The following is a 20,562-nucleotide window of genomic DNA, read 5'->3' as shown; positions in this document are numbered from 1 at the left end:
TTTTTTATCAGGTGTGTTGATGAACCAATAAAAAGTCTGTCGAGAAGGCTCTAGTCCGAGCTTTTCTGCCGTAGTCGGCAAGCGGCTCGCTTGCCGACCGGGCATGCTGCCGCATGCCCCCTCGAACAATGAACGCTTTGCGGGCAAATGTCATTCGCCCGCCGGCGTTCTTGTTCGAGGGAAAAGGCAGAAAAGCTTGTGTTCAGCCATATCATTCTGTGTTTTTTCGTGCATAAAACGGATCATCGACACCCGTGATTCTTTATTTTTTCTTCGATTTGTTTCATCTTCGTTGGATCTTTGCGTCCGTCCGTTTCAATGCCGCTGCTGATATCGATGCCATCCGGGCGGTAGACAAGCAGCCGCTCGATATTGTCCGGAGTGATGCCGCCGGCGATGAAGCACGGCACGCCTTGGCGGGCCGCCTCTTCCAAATAGTGCGGCACCGCCTCCCAATCAAAAGCGACGCCCGTCCCCCCCCAGGCGCCGGCGGCGCGGCTGTCAACGACGTAGCCATCGGCAATGCCAGCGTACTGCCTCATCGCCGCAAGCGCACCGTCGCCATGGTGGATCGCCTTCCAGACGGAAAGCGGCACCGCCTCTTTCACCGCCGCCAGCTCCGCCGGCGTTTCACGGCCGTGGCATTGGATGACATGAAGCGGCAGCTCGGCGGCGACAGCGGCGATCCGCCTAACGGGGGCGTTGACAAAGACGCCGACAAGCTGCTTTGCGCCAAGCTCATGGGGCGCGAGCCATTGCTGCACTTCACTCGGAGAGACGTTCCGCCTGCTTTCGGCGAAAATAAAGCCGAGGTAATCAGCCTCGCTCGCGATAGCGGCCTGCACGTCTTCAGCCGAACGGTTGCCGCAATATTTAATTCGAATCATCCCCACCTTCCTCCCCAAACAGCCGGTAGACCGCTCGCTCCACATCATCTTGGCGCATGAGCGACTCGCCGACGAGCATGGCCTGCGCTCCGTACGATTTGACCGTCTTCACATCATTGAAGGAACCGATCCCGCTTTCGCTGACGATGACGCACGATGGCGGGATGAGCGGAGCGAGCGTTTTGGTCGCCTCAAGTGTTGTCACAAAGGTATGCAAGTCGCGGTTGTTGATGCCGACGATCTCCGGCGTAAACCGATCGAAAATCCGCTCGAGCGTCTCTTTTGCATGCACCTCGACCAGACATTCGAGCCCCAAGCTGTACGCTTCATGATAGAGCTCCTCGAGTGTTTCCGGCGGGAGAGCCTCGCCGATCAATAAAATCGCATCCGCCCCGAGTCGGACGCTTTCCTCGACTTGCCGCCGATCGATGATGAAATCTTTGCGCAGCACGGGAACGTTAACCGCTTCTTTCACCGCTCGCAAATAGCGGCGATGCCCTTGGAAATACCGTTCATCCGTCAGCACGCTGATCGCGTCGGCACCGGCGCGCTCATATGCTTTCGCGATGGCCACCGGGTCAAAATTCGGGCGAATGATGCCTTTTGACGGCGACGCTTTTTTCACCTCAGCGATCAAGCCAAGCATCCGCCGCGGCCGACGGAGCGCCGCCGCAAATGGCCGGCGCTTTCGCTCTGGCAATGGCGCCGGCAGCGTCAACGTTTCCACTTCTTCCCGTTTGGCTGCTAAAATTTGCTCAAGCATCATGAACCACTTCCTTCGCCCGCAGGCGTTGCAGTTGTTCGTATGCGGTTTTGGACAAAATGGCCTCTTTCGCCATCGCCACTCCTTCGGCAATCGTTTCGGCTTTGCCGGCGGCATACAGGGCGGCGCCGGCGTTCAGCGCAACGATATTGATGGCGCTCTCCGGCGCTGTTCCCGCCATCACCGCCTCAAGAAGCGCGGCGCTCTCTTCCGGATCGCGCACTTGCACATCGGCAAGCTCGCCGCGCGGCAAGCCGGCGTCTTCTGGTGCGATGACAAAGCGGCGGATCGCACCGTCTTTCAACTCCACGACATCCGTTTCTGCAGCGATGCTGCATTCATCAAGCCCATCGCGCCCGGTGACAAACAACACATGTTCCGAGCCGAGGCGGCGCATCGCCTCCGCCAATTTCTCAGCGTAGCAGGTCGAATAGACGCCGACGACTTGCCGCTTGCAGCGCGCCGGATTGGCGAGCGGGCCGATCAGGTTGAAAACGGTGCGGAAACCGATTTCCTTCCGCGGCCCGGCGGCGTGTTTCATCGCCGCGTGATAGAGCGGGGCGAACAAAAACGCCAGCCCTTTCGTTTCCAACGCCTGTTTGGCGGCCGACGGCGACGTTTGAATGTCGATGCCGAGCCGCTCGAGCACATCAGCGCTGCCGCTTTTTGACGAAACAGCGCGGTTGCCGTGCTTGGCGACTTTGACGCCAAGCGATGAAATGACGATCGCCGCGGCGGTGGAAACGTTGAATGTCGCCGCCCCATCGCCGCCCGTGCCGCACGTATCGATGACATCATCACTAGCCTCAATGGCAGTCATCCGGTCGCGCATCGCCCGCACAAATCCGACGAGCTCATCGACTGTCTCTCCGCGCAGGCGGAGCATGGACAACAGACTTGCGATTTGACTGTCCGTCGCCTCGCCGGACATGATGATATTCATCGCCGCATACGCTTCGTCTTCCGTCAACGCTTTCCCTTCCGCACATTTTACAAGCAGCTGCTTCAACATACGGCCCTCTCCCCTTTAGCAAATAGTCGTTCCGCTTGTTCAATCGCATTCATCAAGGCGCTCGCCTTATTGCGCGTCTCTTTCCACTCCAGTTCCGGAACGGAGTCGGCGACAATGCCGGCGCCGGCTTGCACATAGGCATAGCCGTCTTTCACGACCGCTGTCCGGATGGCGATGCACGAATCGATGTTGCCATCAAACCCGATATAGGCAATCGCTCCGGCATACAGCCCCCTTGCTGTCGGCTCGAGTTCCTGCAAAATTTGCATCGCCCGCACTTTCGGCGCCCCGCTCACCGTTCCAGCCGGAAAGGCGGCAAGGAGTGCATCGATCGGGTGGACGTTGTCGTCCAGTTCACCGACGACTTTGGAAATTAAGTGCATCACGTGTGAAAATTTGCCGATCTGAAGCAACACCGGCACCTCGACCGTTCCGTACTTGGCGACCCGGCCGATGTCGTTGCGCGCCAAATCGACAAGCATATAATGCTCAGCCCGTTCTTTCGGGTCGTGGTACAGCTCATCAGCCAGCCTCTCGTCTTCCTCCGGCGATCGGCCGCGCCGCCGTGTGCCGGCAATCGGATCGATTTCAACGCGCCGACGGTGCACTTGAATCAGTTTTTCCGGCGAACTGCCGACAATTTCCACACCGTCAAGCTGGAAATAAAACATGTACGGCGACGGGTTGATGTATCGGAGCAGCCGATAAATGGCAAAGCCTCCGGCTTGAACCGGCACGCAGAAGCGCTGCGACAGAACCGCTTGAAACACATCGCCGGCCGCGATGTACCGTTTCACGGCCTCCACATCGCGCAAAAACTGTTTTTTGTCATAGTTGGACACCGCTTTGGCAAACGAGGCGGTCCGCCCCGATTCGCTTTCCGCCGGCAAGAGCGGTTGCTCGGCTTGAGGGCGGGCCGCTTTCGCCGCGAGATCGGCCATGCGCCGTTCGGCCGCGCGGTACGCTTCGATTTTCTCTTCCTCCGTTTCGTTGCCGCTCAACCGAATATAGTGAATGACGAGCAACTCACGCTTTTTTTGGTCAAACGCAAACAGCGATTCACAAAACACGAAATAGGCCGTCTTCATAGGCACATCGCGGTTTTTGTGGCGCGGCACTTTTTCGATGGCGGAAATGAAATCGTAGCCTAAAAACCCAACTGCACCGCCTGTAAACGGCACCGTCTCGGCAAGCGGCTTGACGGCAAGCGTCCGCTCGACCCATTGAAACGCTTCTTTCAGCGTCGGTGCGGTGATTTGTTCGTTCCCGTTTTCGTCCTTCACCGAAAACGTTTCGCCGGTTTCGCTCTCCAGCGTCAAAAACGGCGCCACACCGATGAACGAATAGCACGCCCACGGCGATTCGTCATCCTTGCTTTCAAGCAAAAACACGGCTTCCTCGCGCAAATTGGCAAACACGCCGAGCGGCTCAATGACATCGGCTACAAATTTACGCACAATCGGGATGGTTCGAAATTCGTTCGCTTCCGTCAAAAAAGCGGCCAGCCCATCAGCAGACATCACTTCTCCTCCCTTCATGATCAGCGGGCGGAGAATGAGGGTTTATGAGGCGAAAAAAGAGAGGGAAAATAAAACGCCCAAAGACGACCGTCTTTGGGCAGATGTCGGCGAATGAAAAAACGCTCAACCTCAGCTAAACTCGCTCATTCTCATCTACCCTACGCTCGCTCTCCACTCTCGCTCCACTTCTAACGCCCCCGATGTCTCAGGGGGCAAAGAGGTTATTTTAACTATATTACATTTCTGTTTTTTTTGTCAACGACAAATCCGGGCGCAACACGACCGCCCCTTTTAAATACACGTGGCAGATCTCTTCTTGCTGTTTCTCAGTCGCCACCGTCATCATGACGCGAATGCAGCGCGGCAATGAACCGGGCACCGGAATTTCCCTCGTGCACATGACCGGCACATATGTCCAGCCGTCCAAACGGCGCAGCGCCTGCGCCGGAAACGCGGCGGTGATGTCGTCGGTGACGGAAATGAGCACAAACGACACATCAGAAGCGGCGACATCGTTTGCGCGGATCATTTCACGAAGCAACGTTTCAGTTGCCGCCACGATTTCCTCGGCGTCATTTCGATCCACTGTAATCGCTCCGCGAATGCCGCGAATCATCCTTTCCCCCCCTGTCTGGAAAACTCGTCCAGCCACGTGAGCAGGTTGTCGTCTTCGAGTTCCACCACTTCCACATCGCCGATCTCACAGAGAAGCACCATCCGCACTGTTCCGGCGTACGCTTTTTTGTCGCCTTTCATCTTCTCAAGCAGGCGGCGCGTCTGAACCGTTGTCGGCAGCGACACCGGGAAGCCGTATCCGGCGAACCAGTCGGCCAATCGATGCTCAGCGAACGACCGGCCGTAAAACCGTTCGCTGACAAAGACGGCAAACAGCATGCCAACCGCAACCGCCTCCCCGTGAGTGAGCGCGCCGTAGCCTAACTCGCTTTCCAGCGCATGGCCGAGCGTATGGCCGAAATTCAAATGGGCGCGCACCCCGGTTTCTTTTTCATCCTCACGCACGACGGACGCCTTAATGTCAATGCCCTTTTCAATGCAATAGGCGAGTTTCTCGCCGCGCAAGTCGGCGAGCGTCTTGATTTCCGCGCGCAGCCAGTCGTAAAAGCGGCGGTCGCGGATCAGCGCATGTTTGATCACCTCGGCAAACCCGGACCGAAGCTCGCGCTCGGGCAGCGTGCGCAAAAAGGAGGTGTCATACACAACTGCTTCCGGCTGATGGAAGGCGCCGATCATATTTTTGCCGAGCGGATGGTTGATGGCGACTTTGCCGCCGACGGCGCTGTCATGGGCCAAGAGTGTCGTCGGCATTTGAATGTAACGGATGCCGCGCATATAGGTGGCGGCGACAAACCCAGCCAAATCGCCGACAACGCCGCCGCCAAGCGCAATGATAACCGAGCGGCGGTCGAGGCCGCACTGCAATGCCGCTGTCTGGCAAGCGTAATAATGATCAAATGACTTGGCCGCCTCCCCGCTTGGAATGACGTAGGCGTACACGTCATACTCAGCGGCGGCAAGCAACGCCCGCACCTCATCCAAATAAAGAGGCGCCACAGTATCGTCGGTAACGATGAAAAGTTTTGTCCCTGGCGGACAGGAGAGCGACCGAAGCAAGCTTGGCAGCACGCGGGCCGCCCCATCGCCCAAAAGAAGCGGATAGCGCTTCGTCGCCGTTTCAATCGTCCGTTCGATCATCGTCAAAACTCCTTTGCATAGCAGCGGGCGCGTTCCACATTTTCCTTAATCAAGTCCATCCGATCCTGCCCAAACTGCTCAACGATCGCCGCCGCCACTTCCCAGGCGACAACGGCCTCAGCGACAACGCTCGCCGCCGGCACGGCGCAGCTGTCCGATCGCTCAATGCTTGCCGCAAACGGCTCTTTCGTCTCGATATCCACGCTTTGAAGCGGCTTGTACAGCGTCGGGATCGGCTTCATCACTCCGCGCACGACGATCGGCATCCCGGTCGTCACCCCGCCTTCAAAGCCGCCCGCCCGGTTCGTCCGGCGCGAAAAGCCTTGTTCTGGGCTCCAAATGATTTCATCGTGCACTTCGCTTCCCGGGCGGCGCGCCGCCTCAAAGCCGATCCCGAATTCAACGCCTTTAAACGCGTTGATGCTGACGATCGCGGCCGCGATTTTCGCATCAAGCTTTCGGTCGTAATGGACGTAGCTGCCCACTCCGGCCGGAACACCTTCAACGATCACTTCAACGATGCCGCCGATCGAATCACCGTTTTTCTTCGCCCAATCGATCGCTTCCATCATTTTTTGCCCCGCCTCCGGGTCAAAGCAGCGCACCGGTGATTCTTCCGTCACTGCCTGCAATTCTTCAAGCGAACGATAATCGAGCTTCTTTGCGCGCACGCCGCCGATTTCGATGACATGCCCGGCGACGCGGATGCCGACCTCCTCCAAAATGCGTTTTGCCACCGCTCCAGCCGCCACGCGCACCGTCGTTTCACGCGCCGACGAGCGCTCCAGCACGTTGCGCATATCGCGATGTCCGTATTTCAGGGCGCCGTTTAAATCGGCATGCCCTGGGCGCGGACGCGTCACTTTCCGCTTCACTTCCGCTTCGTCATCAATCGGCTCAACCGCCATAATCGTTTGCCAATGTTTAAAATCGCGATTCTCGACAACGAGCGCAATCGGCGAGCCGAGCGTTTTCCCGTGCCGAACGCCGCCTGTGATTTTCACTTCATCTTTTTCAATCTGCATGCGGCGGCCGCGTCCGTATCCTTTTTGCCGGCGCGCCAGCTCTTTATTGATGTGCTCGGCGCGCAGCTCAAGCCCGGCCGGCACTCCTTCCAAAATGGCCGTCAATTGCGGCCCATGCGATTCCCCTGCCGTCAAATACCGCATGTTTGTCTCTCCCTTCAGGTCTTTAACGCGTTTAAGTAAAAATATATCATAAATTCGAAAAATGAAAATAGTTTCAGGAAAAAAAGAAGCCGACGCGAGCTATTTTTTTCGGTAAAAAAACGTCTCTTCGACTTCAAAACCGTACAGGCCGGGATTGAAAATCTGCTCGGTGCTGCCGACAAACAGCACGCCTCCCGTCCGGAGCGCGTCGTGAAATTTGCGATACAGCATCCGCTTCGCCTCTTCCGTAAAATAAATGAGCACGTTGCGGCAGACGATCAAATCCATGTTGCGCGGAAACGGATCCGCGAGCAAGTTGTGCTTTTGAAACTTGACCGTTTGTTTAATCTTTTCGTCTATTTTATAATACTCGCCTTCTTTCGTAAAAAACTTTTTTCTCATTTCCTCGGGCAGCTCTACAAGCGACCGTTCGCTGTACAAACCGAGGCGCGCGCGGGCGAGCGCATTATCGTCAATGTCGGTCGCCAACACCGACACGCGGTGAAGCGGCAATCGTTTTGCGAGCACCATCGCGAGCGTATACGGCTCCTCGCCGGTTGAGCAGGCAGCGCTCCACACGTTCGGGAGCGGGTTTTCCGCCAATAGCCGCGGCAAAATGGTGTGCTCAAGCACCTCCCAACGCTTGGCGTTCCGGTAAAACTCCGAGACGTTGATCGTCATCCGATCCAAGCATTCATGCCATAGCGCCGGCTCTTTCTCCATCGCTGCAAACAGCTCGGCAAAACTCTTTAGCCCTTTTTTCATGTACAACGACGCCAAACGCCGCCTCATCTGGGCTTCCTTATATAGCGATAAGTCAATGCCTGTTTTTCGCTTCACTTTGGCAATGAACTGCGCATAATCGTCCATCGTCGCCTGTCCCTCTCCCCTGTCAATGTACAAAAACGGCAAAAACCGGCCGAATGGCGGCCGGTCTTCGCATCAGTACAGCCATGCATTGATCTGTTTCGAATAGCTGACGAGCTCTTCTTCTTTAAAGAACAAACTGATTTCGCGTTCGGCGCTTTGCGGCGAATCGGAGCCGTGGATGACATTTTTGCCGACCGTCAAGCCGAAATCGCCGCGGATCGTGCCAGGGGCAGCCTCCTGCGGATTCGTTTTCCCCATCATTTGCCGGGCGGCGGCGATCACGTTCTCGCCCTCCCACACCATTGCAAACACTGGCCCCGAGGTGATAAAGTCGACAAGCTCGCCGAAAAACGGGCGCTCCTTATGTTCAGCGTAATGTTGCTCGGCGAGTTCGCGCGACACTTGCATCAGCTTCGCGCTGACAAGCTGGAAGCCTTTTTTTTCAAAACGGGCGACAATCTCGCCGATCAAATTGCGCTGAACCCCGTCCGGTTTTACCATGATGAATGTCCGTTCTGCCATTCGCTCTCCACCTCTACTGTCGTATGTACTGGGAAACGGATTCCCACCCATCATAGTATCATTGTTTTCCGCCGTTGGCAACAGCGTCCTTGAAAGCGCTAATAATCCCTTTTCCCAATGTAGAGGGCGAGATCATGAAGCAGCGTGCGCGCTTCGTTGGCCGGCAGCTCGCCAAGCAGGCGGAGCGCCTTTTCCAAATAGCGATCGCTTAGCGCATACGATCGTTCGATGGCGTCCGTCTGTTTAATGGCCGCTAGCACCGCCGCCATCTCCTCGGCATCCGTGTCCGCGTTGACGGCCGTAATTTTTGCCCGCACCTGTTCATCACAAAGGGCATACAGCACGGGGAGGGTGACGTTTCCTTGCTGCAAGTCGCTTCCAGCCGGCTTGCCGAGCTGCTCTTCCGTGCCGGTGAAATCGAGAATGTCATCGGTAATTTGAAACGACATGCCGACGCAATGGCCGAACCAATACAGCTGGTTGGCCACCGCCTCCGGCGCGCCGGCGGCAAGGGCGCCAAGCTGGCAGCTGGCGGCGATCAATAGCGCCGTTTTTCGGCGGATGCGCCGCAAGTACGTGCGAAGCGGCTGATCAAATCGGTATTTATCCTTGATTTGCTCGATTTCCCCGTGGCACACTTCAACGATCGTTTTCGCCAGCACTTGATGAGCGCGGGGGCTGTCAAGCTCCGCCATCCGCTCAAGCGAACGGGCGAAGAGGTAATCGCCTGTATACATGGCAAAGCGGTTGCTCCATCTCGCCTTGATCGTCGGCCGGCCGCGCCGCACGTCGGCGTCATCGATGACATCGTCGTGAACGAGCGATGCCATATGGATGAGTTCGAGCGCTACGGCTACATGTTTAATCCGTTCGAAATCATAATGGCCAAAGCGGGCGGACAGCAAGACAAAAACGGGACGGATGCGCTTTCCGCCCGCTTGCAATAAATGGAGCGCCGCTTCGCCGAGCGGCCCGTATTCGGATCGGACCGTCCGCTCCAGCTCCTCTTCGACCGCCGCCAAATCATCGCTTAAAAACGAATACATCGCCTTTAACTTCATGGTGTTCACCTTGACTCATCGTTTATAGCCTAAATGCATGGCCGCTACGCCGAACGTGTACGGTTTGACCTCGACATCGACGAAACCGGCTTCGCGGAACATCTCGGCCAGCTCGTCCCGCCCTGGAAATTCGCGCGCCGATTCCTGCAGCCACGAGTATTCCTCATAGCTTTTCGCCAACAGCTTGCCAAACAGCGGCATAATAAACCGAAAATAAAAATAGTAAAGCTGGCGGAAACCAAACAACGTCGGCTGCGACGTTTCCAGACAGACGGTCATGCCGCCCGGCTTGGTGACGCGGTGCATTTCCTTAAGCACCGTCATATAATCAGGAACGTTGCGCAAGCCAAAGCCGATCGTCACATAATCGAACGAATTGTCGGGAAACGGCAGCTGCATGGCGTTGCCGTGAATGAGCTTGACATTGCCGAGGCCGCGCGCCTTCACCTTTTGTTCGCCGACTTTCAGCATGTTTTCGCTGAAGTCAAGGCCGTACACTTCCCCCTCCGGCCCGACCGCCTCAGCCAGCGCGATCGCCCAGTCGGCCGTTCCGCAGCAAACGTCGAGCGCCCTTTTCCCTTTTTGCACATTCATCCTCCGCATGACGTCTTCGCGCCATTTCAAATGGCGGCGGAAGCTGATGACAGAATTCATTCGGTCATAATGTGCAGAAATTTTTTCAAATACGCGATGGACTCGCTCTTCTTTCGATTGATGCATCGTTCTACCCTTCTTCCACCGACTTTTTGACGATGGCTTGAAATCCGCCGGCAAGTTCCGCCATGCGAAACCGCAACAGGTCGTTCATCGGCAAATTCGCCGCCAGCAGCGCTTCCTTGCAATGGTCAATATAACGCTCGCAAAGGCGAAGCAAATGCCGCTTTTGTTCTTTCGTCAGCCCTTTGGCCCATGGAAAGGCGATATGCGCCATTTGCTCAAACAGCATCGATGACCCAGTGCGGACGAACGCTTCCTGCTCGAGCAGCAAGCGCCGCAACAGCAAGTAATGGCCGGAAAATCCCCCCCATTGCGGCGCCCCGATGCGCTCGGCAAGCTTCGCAAGCAACGCCGACTCGATCGTGCCGACCGCGGCGAACAGCGTCTCGATCCGCTCCACCTTTTTTTCATACAGCCGCACTTTTTGCTCATTAATCTCGCGGACCGCTTCGGCGAACAAACGGATGAGCGCAACATCGCCCGAGCGCGCCAGCAAGTCGTAATAAAGCCCGCTGTACAAGTCGCCGGCCAAAACGACAAGCTGCCGCGTCCGCAAATCGCCGCCGCGGTCTGTCACCTGATCATGGGTGTCAAGGGCGATTTGCATGAGCATCATGGCGATGATGCACCGGTCCGGCTCATTTGGCGCCGCCGGAGCATCAGTCATCATCGACAGCGAAAGCAGCAGCCGGTCTTCATCAACAGCCGGCGCCGGCACATGCGCGCGCAAATACGGATGGTCAAGCAGCCGTTCGATTTGTTCCTTCAATGACGCCAATTTCACCATGATGTCATTCACTCTTCTCACCCTTGTCCCCCCAAAAAATGTCCGCACCGCCATGACGGACTCAATTATAACATAATTTTGTCGAAAACGCTCTAGTTTGCTAGAAATTTGCCGGTTTACTTTTTCCCTTCCGATTCAACCACACCGTGGCGCGTTTGAATATACGCTTTTCCTCTCACTTTGATCGCCGACGTATGTTCCGTGAACTGAGCAATCAACACTTCGCCTTTGTCAAGCTTTTCCGAATGGTGAAATCTTGTGTCCGCGCCGCGCGTCAGCCCGATGACGTTCACCCCGTCTTCGAGCGCTTTAATGACGACAAAATCGCTGTTTGTGTACATCCTCTTCCCTCCTTACGCTTTGATTAACGAAAGCACTTCAGCGCGGGCGTTGGCATCTGTTTCAAACACGCCGCGCACCGCTGTTGTCACTGTTTTGGCCCCCGGTTTTTTCACCCCGCGCATCGTCATGCACATATGCTCCGCCTCAACGACGACCATCACCCCATGCGGCTCAAGCGCCTCGACGATCGAATCAGCGATCGTTGCCGTGATGCGCTCTTGCAGCTGCGGGCGGCGCGCCACCGCCTCAACGGCTCGAGCGAGCTTGCTCAGCCCGGTCACTTTCCCTTCCCGCGGAATATAGGCGACGTGGGCAGCGCCAAAAAACGGCACTAAATGGTGTTCGCACATCGAATAAAACGGAATATCTTTGACGAGCACAAGCTCCTCATGTTCCTCGCTGAATACGGTTTGAAAGTGCTGCTTCGGGTCTTCCTGCAGCCCAGCGAACACCTCGGCGTACATTTTCGCCACCCTCTTCGGCGTATCGACGAGCCCTTCGCGGTTTGGATCTTCCCCGATCGCCTCAAGAATGAGGCGGACCGCATATTCAATTTGCGCAAAATTGATCTCTGGCATACAAACAACATCCTCCTGCATCATAAAAGCTGCATGTAATCCGATTCTAGCATAGGGAGCCAAAAAAACAAAAAAGAAGGGCCGGTGGATCACCTGCCCTTCCCTCCTGCGCTCCTGCTATGTAGGCTTACTTGACGGCATCTTTCAATGCTTTGCCCGGTTTGAATGCAGGAACTTTGCTTGCCGGAATTTCCATTTCTTCGCCCGTTTGCGGGTTGCGTCCTTTCCGGGCGGCGCGCTCGCGCACTTCAAAGTTTCCAAAACCGATTAATTGCACTTTATCGCCTTTTCGCAGCGCTTCTGTAATCGAATCAAACACCGCATCAACGGCTTTTGTCGCATCTTTTTTGGAAAGACCGCTTGTTTCAGCGACCGCGTTGATCAATTCCGTTTTGTTCATGCCATTCACCTCCTCCCAAGGGGCTGGTCTTGTTTACTACCATTTGTGCACACTTTTCTGCTTTTCTATACATAGACATCCAATTCCAGCGGCAAGAAGGCCCGCGCGCCGCGCCGGCGCAGCCAATCATTCTATGTTTGCCTCGCGACAGTCCGCCTAAGATGCGCCTATGCCGCCGGCTGAAGCCCCTTCCCAACAGTTTGGGCTCCTCCTGTTTTCGCCGGGCGCAAACGAAGCCAAGGGCGAGGAAAACCGCCTTCTTCCCGCCAACAGGCGGTGACATGCCTAATCTTAACCAATTGACCGCGGAAATTCAACATCTTTTTTCGCAAAAACGGCCAATTTTAGGCATATTTCACCAAAACAACGATTTCAGATAAAAGATTACCATAACGCCATGCCCATAATCAAGTGCCAATCCTGATTTCTCAAGGGTTTTGGCGATTTTTTCCCTTTGCCACTTAGCAACTGAAAAAATGGCATCAAAAAAAGCTCCCTTGTCGGGAGCTTGGCGCGCGGCCTCCGCTTTTCTTATTGTCTAGCTCCGGCTCGCCGCCGCTCGGGGTCAAATAACCTTCGCCTTCGGGATTGTAAATCCCTCCAGGCGAAGAACATTTGCCCGTCGCGATCGCCAGGATGGCGATATTTCGCCGTTGCCCGCAGGACGCGGGCCGCTTTTAGGCGAAATAACGAGCCTCCGCTTTTCTATAAAATAATCGCGATGAGGCCGCCGGAGCCTTCGTTGATGATGCGCTCAAGCGTTTCTTTCAGCTTGTAGCGGGCGTTTTCCGGCATGAGCGCAAGTTTCGCTTGGATGCCTTCACGGACGATGGAGCTGAGCGAGCGGCCGAAAATGTCAGAGTTCCAAATCGACAGCGGATCGTCTTCGAAGTCTTGCATTAAATAGCGGACGAGCTCTTCGCTTTGCTTTTCCGTGCCAATGATCGGTGCAAACTCCGATTCGACGTCAACTTTGATCATATGAATCGACGGCGCAACGGCTTTCAAACGGACGCCAAAGCGCGACCCTTGGCGGATGATTTCCGGTTCGTCAAGACTCATGTCAGACAAAGCGGGCGCAGCGATGCCGTAGCCGGTTTGTTTGACCATTTTCAGCGCGTCGGCGATTTGGTCATATTCCGCTTTCGCATGGGCGAAGTCTTGCATGAGCTGAAGCAGATGGTCTTTGCCGCGAATCTCGACGCCGACGATTTCTTTTAAAATTTGATCGTACAGCTCATCCGGTGCATACAAGTCAATTTCGGCGATCCCTTGCCCCATTTCGATGCCGGCAAGCGCCGCTTTTTCGATGAAATCGTACTCGGCAAACTGCTGCACAACCCGGTCGACGTCGCGCAGCCGTTTGATGTCTTTGACTGTGTCGCGCACCGCTTCTTGGTAGCTTTCGCGCAGCCAATGATCTTCGCGCAGCACCATCACCCAGCTCGGCAAGTTGACGTTCACTTCAAGCACCGGGAATTCATATAATGCTTCGCGAAGCACGTTATACACGTCGGCTTCGCGCATGCTTTCCACGCTCATGGCGAGCACCGGAATGTCGTACTTTTCGGCGAGCTCGCGGCGAAGCGCCTCGGTTTCCGGATGGTGCGGCCGAACGGTGTTGACGATCATAATGAACGGCTTGCCGACTTCTTTGAGCTCGCTAATGACCCGTTCTTCCGCTTCGACATAGTCTTGGCGCGGAATTTCCCCGATCGTGCCGTCCGTCGTAATGACGACTCCAATCGTCGAATGTTCTTGGATGACTTTTCTTGTCCCGATTTCCGCCGCCTCTTGGAACGGGATCGGCTCTTCATACCAAGGCGTGTGGATCATCCGCGGCCCGTTTTCGTCTTCATATCCTTTTGCGCCGGGCACGGCGTAGCCGACGCAGTCGACAAGACGGATGTTGACTTCAAGACCCTCATCAACTTTCACCGTCACCGCCTGGTTTGGCACGAACTTCGGTTCTGTCGTCATGATCGTCTTGCCGGCGGCGCTTTGCGGCAGTTCATCTTGGGCGCGCGCTTTATCGGCTTCGTTTTTAATGTTCGGAATCACGACCAACTCCATAAACCGTTTAATAAACGTCGATTTTCCGGTGCGGACGGCGCCGACAACCCCTAAATAAATATCGCCGCCGGTCCGCTCGGCGATATCTTTAAAAATATCGACCTTTTCCAAATAACTCCCCTCCAGTCCTTCGGTCGTTATAAGAAACAGTGGAATGAGCTAGCATAGTCGGACACTATATGCATATGATGTTGTCCGATTCGGTTATGACTAAAATAGAAAAAATCCCTTCTCTAGAATGTATTTTCCTAGAGAAGGGAAGATGACTCATTTTGTGAAAAAAATCGGTTCATTCGTCTTGGCGTCGATCGTATAGGGCAACGAATACGCCGGCACAAACAGCGAATGATCGGTCAAAATCGGGCGAATATCGTCACCCGGCTTGTAGTGGTGCGGATATTTTTTCAACGCCGCATACAAATCAGAACGGTAGTCAATGTAAATTTCTCCATTCCCGTCGATGACAAACGGCAAGTTGTTGCCGGAAAACGGGCTGACGACATAAGGCGGCTCTTTATAGCCGAGCTTTTTGTAATCGAGCGTAAATACGCCCGGCGCAACGACGTCTTGAAACGGCGGATATTTATGCTTGTCCGTGTACATGCTAAGCCGCAGCTTCAGATCGCGGATGCGTTCGGCTAAGCGCAGATCAAGCAGCTTGACCGTCGGGTTCGTTTCCGCATCGATGATCATATACTGGAAGACGCCCCCGCTTTCATAGGCGTTTCCCGGCGGCTCCTGCATATAGCGGGGAACGAGCTTTTGAAAATCGACTGGATACTTCAAATACATCGGCGTGTTCATGTCGCGTGTTTTAATCGGCAGAAGCCCGCCGGTCGCCTTCCGGTACTCATCCACCGCCGATTGGACGGCCGCCACTTGGTCTTTGTAAGGAATTTGGTTTTGTTTCAGCCGCTCTTGTGGATACAAGCAGCCGGAAAGCAGCGCCAAACATATACATGACAACAACAAGCGAGCGATTCGTTTCATCTTTCCCACCTTTTTGCCTATTGCGGTGTCGGTCCGCTGAATACGACGAAAATGATGATGATGCCAGCGAAAATCAAAAGAATGTAGGCGACGAGCGCCAACAGAAAGCGAAGCCATTTCATCTTGACTTTGTAGCGGCTTAAGTAAATGAAGCCGACGGAAATAAACATAAACACCATCGAGGCGATGGCGATCCACATTTTCGCTAACGCCGGTGACATGGACGCTCCTCCTTTTTTTCGACAACTATCATTATAGCATTGGCAAAAAAAAGCTGAAGTAAAGCGGGGCTTTCTTTACTTCAGCATCCCCTCATACCCTTCCGGAAGCTCAAGCCGATGATGGTTCGCCATATTGTATGCAGAACGAAGACGACTTGTACCGCCATTGGCCTATTTTCATCATTCTTGTTCGGCAAAAATGTTGTTTAAGTCATCCATTTCTTCTTTTTTTCCGCGCGCCATGAGCGAATCGACCGCCTCTTTCGGGTCTTTTCCCGCAAACAATACGTCATAGAGAGCTTCGGTGATCGGCATCTTCACACCAAGCTCTTTCGCCAGCTCATAGGCGGCTTTTGTCGTTCGCACCCCTTCGACGACCATCCCCATGCTCTCAAGCACCTCGTCCAGCTTTTTTCCTTGGCCGAGCATGTAGCCGGCCCTCCAGTTGCGGGAATGGACGCTCGTGCACGTGACAATCAAATCGCCGACTCCCGTCAAACCAGCGAATGTCAACGGATTAGCGCCGAGGGCGCAGCCGAGGCGGGCAATCTCGGCGAGCCCGCGCGTAATGAGGGCCGCTTTGGCGTTATCCCCATAGCCAAGCCCGTCGCTGATTCCGGCGGCCAAGGCGATGATATTTTTCAGCGCCCCGCCGACTTCGACGCCGATTAAATCCGGGTTCGTATACACGCGAAAATAGTGATGGTTCATAAAGATGTCTTGAATGCGGCGCGCCGCTTCCATATTTGGCGACGATACCGCCACGGTCGTCGGGTGGCGGAGCACGACTTCCTCGGCATGGCTCGGCCCGGAGAGAACGACAACATCTGCAAGCCATTCCCCCATTTCCTCGGCGACCATTTCCGACACCCGCTTATGCGTCCCTGGTTCGATTCCTTTGCTGACGGCAACAATGGTGATCGGCTTGGCCAAGCAGGCGCGCACGTCCGCAAGCACCGTACGGATCGCTTTCGTCGGCACGGCGAGCACAACGATCGCAACGTCGTCAAGCGCAGCGCAAAGGTCGTCATAGCCGATAATGGTGTCCGGCAGGCGAACGCCTGGCAAATATTTTTCATTTGTCCGCTTTTCGTTGATTTCGTTGATCTGCTCGGTCCGATGACCCCAGAGCCGGACGTGGTGCCCATTGTCAGCCAGCACGAGCGCCAACGCCGTCCCCCAGCTTCCAGCCCCCAATACGGCGATGTTCTCCATCGTTTTCCACTTCCTTTATCCGATTGTCGCAACCTTGAAAAATAGCAATCGCGCCGCCTCTTCGCTCCTGTTCGTTCGACTTTCGCGGCGGCGACACATGGCTTACGCTCCTGTGACACCACCCACGCAGAACCAAGCTTTCCTTGGTTCGAGCCTCTTCGCCGGCCTCGCAACGCGTATCGCCGATGGGCGCGCGACCTCCGCTTTTCTTTCTGTCCAGCTGCGGCTCGCCGCCGCTCGGGGTCAAATAACCTTCGCCTTCGGGATTGTAAATCCCTCCAGGCGAAGAACATTTGCCCGTCGCGGCGAACCGCTCGCCTCCGCTTTTCTTTCTGTCTAGCTGCGGCCGCTAGCTCCCTTCCGCAAAATAACCTCCGCCCTCGAAGTGCAAGCACTTCTCGGCGCGGAGAACATTTTGCCTCGGGAGCTTGGCGCGCGGCCTCCGCTTTTCTTATTTTCGCGGGCGGGCGATGATTTTAATCGGCGTGCCTTCAAAACCGAATGCATCGCGGATGCGGTTTTCCAAAAACCGTTCATATGAAAAATGCATCAGTTCCGGGTCGTTGACAAACGCGACAAACGTCGGCGGTTTGACGGCGACTTGCGTCATGTAATAAACTTTCAGACGCCGCCCGTTATGCGTCGGCGTCGGATTCATCGCCACCGCATCCATGATGACTTCATTGAGCACATTTGTCTGGACGCGCATCGCATGATTGTCGCTCACAAGCCGGACGAGCGGCAAGAGCTTATGCAGCCGCTGCTTCGTTTTCGCCGATACGAACAAAATCGGCGCATAGTCCAAAAACGGAAAATGGTCGCGAATCTTCCGCTCAAATTCGACCATCGTTTTGTCGTCCTTTTCAATCGCATCCCATTTATTGACGACCAAAATGACACCGCGACCCGCTTCATGCGCGTATCCGGCGATTTTTTTGTCCTGCTCGATGATGCCTTCCTCAGCGTTTAACACAACAAGCACGACGTCCGAGCGCTCAATGGCCCTTAACGCGCGCAAGACGCTATATTTTTCCGTGCTTTCGTAAATTTTTCCTCGTTTGCGCATCCCTGCCGTATCAATGATAACATATTCCTGCCCTTCGCGCACAAATGAGGTGTCGACGGCGTCCCTCGTCGTACCGGCGATGTCGCTGACGATGACCCGCTCCTCACCTAAAATGGCGTTGACAAGCGACGATTTGCCGACATTCGGCCGGCCAATGAGGCAAAACTTAATGACGTCTTCTTCATACTCTTGTCCACCGCCCTTTGGAAAATGACGGACAACAGCATCAAGCAAATCGCCAAGCCCTGTCCCATGAGCTCCGGAAATCGGATACGGCTCCCCAAAGCCCAGAGCGTAAAAGTCGTAAATCAAATCACGCATTTCCGGATTGTCGATTTTGTTCACCGCGAGCACAACCGGCTTATTCGACCGGCGGAGCAGCTTGGCCACCTCTTCATCAGCCGCAGTCACACCGTCCCGGCCGTTCGTCATAAAGATGATGACATCCGCCTCATCGATGGCGATTTCCGCCTGCTGGCGAATTTGCACAAGCAGCGGCTCGTCGCCAATGTCAATGCCGCCGGTATCGATCAAATAAAACGAATGGTTCAGCCATTCGGCTCGGCTGTAAATGCGGTCGCGCGTCACTCCAGGCACGTCTTCGACGATGGAAATGCGTTCCCCGACAATGCGGTTGAAAATCGTCGATTTTCCTACATTTGGACGGCCGACAATGGCCACGACTGGATTTGCCATGCTACCACCCTTTATCTTCGTTTTCTCCTTACCTTTGTCGCTGAAAAAAAACGCCCTTTTCGGAAGGGCATCGGTCCATCAACGCCAAGGGCACTTGACTGCGAGGCTAGGAAGGAAATGACTTTTTACCAATCAAGTGCATCTTTTAGCGATGAACCAGGGTAGGCTACAACTGCTTTATTTTATCAAAAAGCGAAACGCTCAACAACTAATGTTTGACGATAATAAGAAGCCCCTCGCTCAATTCATGGGCGATGCCATCCAAAATCGCCTCTAAATTCGCGGCGATCTGTTCCATTTCCTCTGTCGTTTGGCAAATAAAGATCGGCGCACCGCCGGCGACGCGCCCGCCGTTCATCGTAATGACAGCCAAAATCATCTTTTCATGCGTCATCGCCGCTCCCCCCTTTTCCGCTTCCATCGCCGTTTCTTCGGCATGCGGATGGCGCTCTCAAGCACCGGCACGTTTTCGATGACAGCCTTCGCTTTCTCGACATCCTCCACTTGCGGCAAAATGAAAATGCCGACGCGCCCGTCGTTCAAATCGCGCTTGGCGAGCGGCACGAGCGCCGGCGTTCCCGAGTCGCGGTAAATGCCGAGGGCGGTCGATACATCATGCAAAATCGCCTGCCGCTGCCCAAGGTTGGCGATCGTCGTGCGGGCGTTGAAATTTTTCGGCGTTAAAATAAACCCCATCCCGTAGCGCAAAATTTCTTCGCGCCGCGCCGGCAAGCCGATGTTCATGATATAGATGTTGTCAACATACAGCCCTGCCCCTTCAAAATGCGGCTTGACATATTGGACCTCGGCAATGTCTTTCAGCCGGCTTCCGCTCATAAACCGCCGCGCCGTCATAAGGCCGATGATACTGGCGGCAAGCGCGGCCCAAATGTCCCATACTAAATAAAAGAGCGTCGATAGAAAGGAGACGAAAATGACTAAATAGTTCCTCCCTTCAAACACAATCGCGATGCCTTCGATGTATGTTTTTCCTCTCGGCACCAGCTCATACTGATCCAACTCGTTCAACGTATTGCGCTCCATATTGCGCACGTCGCGAAATTGTGAGGCGGCCAAGGCCAAAAACGTGATCGCTGCGAACTCTTTTTCCATAATCGCCGGCACGGCGATCGTTCCCAAGCCGGCGGCAATGGCCCCTAAGGCGATATGGATGGTCCGACCGTGCAAATACGTCGGGTATTGCCGGTAATCGGTGCGCAACAAATAAAGCCGCGTCAACACCCCAGCGGCAACACCGTATAAAATCGGAAACGTGTATTCGTTCACGGCTGCCTCGTCCTCCTTACAGGCCGTTTTTCCTCAAGCTGCAGCGAGAAGAAGCGGATCGATTCCCAAACGAGCAAAGATGATGCGCTAATGGCGAGCACATCCAAAAAGGAAAACGACCCAAGCACATAACCCGGCGCCATGCGAAAGATGGACATGGCGTACATCACTTCCCCTTGACAGCCGCCGAGCGCCAGACAAAGAAGGCGGGCGGATATGCGGCGGTGGAACAGACTGCTGATCAAGGCCATCCACCAGCCAAGCATCCATTGTCCATCAAGCCAAATCCAGACCGGATCAAACAAGGCAAGCAGACGAAAAGCGGCATAGGCAAACGCCAAGCCGGACGCTGACAGCGCCATCCGCAGCCATCCGCATGGCCGCTGTGTGACCGCCACGTAACAAGAGGAGAAAAAAAGCACAAAAAAGGACAACGCCATATGAAGGGGGCTGATCTTCACTGTCATGGAAGCCGAACTGATCATGAATAGCGAAAATGCAGCCAGCTTCGTCCGCTCGACGGTCTTTTTCATCAAAAATGTCGCTGCAATCCATAACGCCCAAAAAAAGAAATAAAAATAGGCCCCTTCCATCTTTTCCACTCCTTATTATGTTCATTATGTCATCTTTTATGAACGTTCATTCCTGTATAGAAAAAACAGCATTCGTTCAT

23 protein-coding genes are annotated in these 20,562 nt (G+C 54.9%); all 23 read right to left on the bottom strand.

From position 1 onward, the window contains the following. Nucleotides 1–242: 242 nt before the first annotated feature. Entirely contained in the window at nt 243–887 is a 645-nt protein-coding gene (locus tag GC56T3_RS06900; protein WP_013144900.1) for a phosphoribosylanthranilate isomerase, read from the bottom strand. Then, nucleotides 874–1,650, bottom strand: a complete 777-nt coding sequence (trpC, locus tag GC56T3_RS06895; protein ID WP_041468739.1) for an indole-3-glycerol phosphate synthase TrpC — start codon at nt 1,648–1,650, stop codon at nt 874–876. Before trpC ends, GC56T3_RS06900 begins: the two co-directional genes overlap by 14 nt. Then, on the bottom strand, nt 1,643–2,662 hold the full coding sequence (trpD, locus tag GC56T3_RS06890) for an anthranilate phosphoribosyltransferase (RefSeq protein WP_013144898.1): 1,020 nt from the start codon (nt 2,660–2,662) through the stop codon (nt 1,643–1,645). The genes trpC and trpD overlap by 8 nt, the downstream gene beginning before the upstream one ends. After that, nucleotides 2,656–4,182 (bottom strand): anthranilate synthase component I, encoded by a 1,527-nt coding sequence (trpE, locus tag GC56T3_RS06885; protein WP_013144897.1) that lies wholly within the window; start codon nt 4,180–4,182, stop codon nt 2,656–2,658. Before trpE ends, trpD begins: the two co-directional genes overlap by 7 nt. A 235-nt stretch (nt 4,183–4,417) precedes the next feature. Further along, on the bottom strand, nt 4,418–4,798 hold the full coding sequence (gene aroH / locus GC56T3_RS06880) for a chorismate mutase (protein WP_013144896.1): 381 nt from the start codon (nt 4,796–4,798) through the stop codon (nt 4,418–4,420). Then, a complete protein-coding gene (gene aroB, locus GC56T3_RS06875) occupies nt 4,795–5,895 on the bottom strand; it encodes a 3-dehydroquinate synthase (RefSeq protein ID WP_013144895.1) in 1,101 nt (366 codons plus the stop codon). The genes aroH and aroB overlap by 4 nt, the downstream gene beginning before the upstream one ends. Nucleotides 5,896–5,897: 2 nt before the next feature. After that, nucleotides 5,898–7,064, bottom strand: a complete 1,167-nt coding sequence (aroC, locus tag GC56T3_RS06870) for a chorismate synthase (RefSeq protein ID WP_013144894.1) — start codon at nt 7,062–7,064, stop codon at nt 5,898–5,900. A 99-nt stretch (nt 7,065–7,163) separates the two neighbouring features. Beyond that, nucleotides 7,164–7,934, bottom strand: a complete 771-nt coding sequence (locus tag GC56T3_RS06865; RefSeq protein ID WP_013144893.1) for a protein-glutamate O-methyltransferase CheR — start codon at nt 7,932–7,934, stop codon at nt 7,164–7,166. Nucleotides 7,935–8,006: 72 nt separating this feature from the next. Next, nucleotides 8,007–8,456, bottom strand: coding sequence for a nucleoside-diphosphate kinase (gene ndk, locus GC56T3_RS06860; protein WP_013144892.1), 450 nt, complete (start codon nt 8,454–8,456; stop codon nt 8,007–8,009). A gap of 98 nt (nt 8,457–8,554) precedes the next feature. Further along, nucleotides 8,555–9,517 (bottom strand): heptaprenyl diphosphate synthase component II, encoded by a 963-nt coding sequence (hepT, locus tag GC56T3_RS06855; RefSeq protein ID WP_013144891.1) that lies wholly within the window; start codon nt 9,515–9,517, stop codon nt 8,555–8,557. 15 nt (nt 9,518–9,532) lie between these two features. Further along, entirely contained in the window at nt 9,533–10,237 is a 705-nt protein-coding gene (gene menG, locus GC56T3_RS06850; RefSeq protein WP_011231696.1) for a demethylmenaquinone methyltransferase, read from the bottom strand. A gap of 4 nt (nt 10,238–10,241) precedes the next feature. Beyond that, entirely contained in the window at nt 10,242–11,075 is an 834-nt protein-coding gene (locus GC56T3_RS06845) for a heptaprenyl diphosphate synthase component 1 (protein ID WP_013144890.1), read from the bottom strand. 62 nt (nt 11,076–11,137) lie between these two features. Further along, entirely contained in the window at nt 11,138–11,362 is a 225-nt protein-coding gene (mtrB, locus tag GC56T3_RS06840; RefSeq protein ID WP_011231698.1) for a trp RNA-binding attenuation protein MtrB, read from the bottom strand. A gap of 12 nt (nt 11,363–11,374) precedes the next feature. Then, a complete protein-coding gene (gene folE / locus GC56T3_RS06835) occupies nt 11,375–11,941 on the bottom strand; it encodes a GTP cyclohydrolase I FolE (RefSeq protein ID WP_013144889.1) in 567 nt (188 codons plus the stop codon). Between the two features lie 127 nt (nt 11,942–12,068). Further along, nucleotides 12,069–12,341: an HU family DNA-binding protein gene (locus GC56T3_RS06830; protein WP_008879623.1), complete on the bottom strand. Its 273-nt coding sequence runs from the start codon at nt 12,339–12,341 to the stop codon at nt 12,069–12,071. 705 nt (nt 12,342–13,046) lie between these two features. Continuing rightward, nucleotides 13,047–14,525: a stage IV sporulation protein A gene (gene spoIVA / locus GC56T3_RS06820; protein ID WP_011231701.1), complete on the bottom strand. Its 1,479-nt coding sequence runs from the start codon at nt 14,523–14,525 to the stop codon at nt 13,047–13,049. Nucleotides 14,526–14,681: 156 nt separating this feature from the next. Beyond that, nucleotides 14,682–15,404: a hypothetical protein gene (locus tag GC56T3_RS06815; protein WP_011231702.1), complete on the bottom strand. Its 723-nt coding sequence runs from the start codon at nt 15,402–15,404 to the stop codon at nt 14,682–14,684. Between the two features lie 17 nt (nt 15,405–15,421). Next, entirely contained in the window at nt 15,422–15,625 is a 204-nt protein-coding gene (locus GC56T3_RS06810) for a DUF2768 domain-containing protein (RefSeq protein WP_011231703.1), read from the bottom strand. A 180-nt stretch (nt 15,626–15,805) separates the two neighbouring features. Beyond that, on the bottom strand, nt 15,806–16,840 hold the full coding sequence (locus GC56T3_RS06805) for an NAD(P)H-dependent glycerol-3-phosphate dehydrogenase (protein WP_013144888.1): 1,035 nt from the start codon (nt 16,838–16,840) through the stop codon (nt 15,806–15,808). A 451-nt stretch (nt 16,841–17,291) separates the two neighbouring features. Beyond that, the gene (gene der, locus GC56T3_RS06800) at nt 17,292–18,602 is read right to left on the bottom strand and encodes a ribosome biogenesis GTPase Der (protein WP_013144887.1); all 1,311 of its coding nucleotides are present in this window, start codon (nt 18,600–18,602) and stop codon (nt 17,292–17,294) included. A 208-nt stretch (nt 18,603–18,810) separates the two neighbouring features. Next, nucleotides 18,811–18,996: a hypothetical protein gene (locus GC56T3_RS06795; protein ID WP_013144886.1), complete on the bottom strand. Its 186-nt coding sequence runs from the start codon at nt 18,994–18,996 to the stop codon at nt 18,811–18,813. Beyond that, the gene (locus GC56T3_RS06790) at nt 18,993–19,889 is read right to left on the bottom strand and encodes a YIEGIA family protein (RefSeq protein ID WP_013144885.1); all 897 of its coding nucleotides are present in this window, start codon (nt 19,887–19,889) and stop codon (nt 18,993–18,995) included. The genes GC56T3_RS06795 and GC56T3_RS06790 overlap by 4 nt, the downstream gene beginning before the upstream one ends. Continuing rightward, complete coding sequence (locus GC56T3_RS06785; protein ID WP_013144884.1) at nt 19,886–20,482, bottom strand: hypothetical protein; 597 nt, start codon at nt 20,480–20,482, stop codon at nt 19,886–19,888. Before GC56T3_RS06785 ends, GC56T3_RS06790 begins: the two co-directional genes overlap by 4 nt. Between the last annotated feature and the right edge of the window lie 80 nt (nt 20,483–20,562).

The sequence above is a fragment of the Geobacillus sp. C56-T3 genome, from assembly GCF_000092445.1.
GTDB classification, from domain to species: Bacteria; Bacillota; Bacilli; order Bacillales; family Anoxybacillaceae; genus Geobacillus; species Geobacillus thermoleovorans.
Note: the sequence above shows the minus strand (reverse complement) of the source record. Positions and strands in the feature narration are given on the sequence as shown.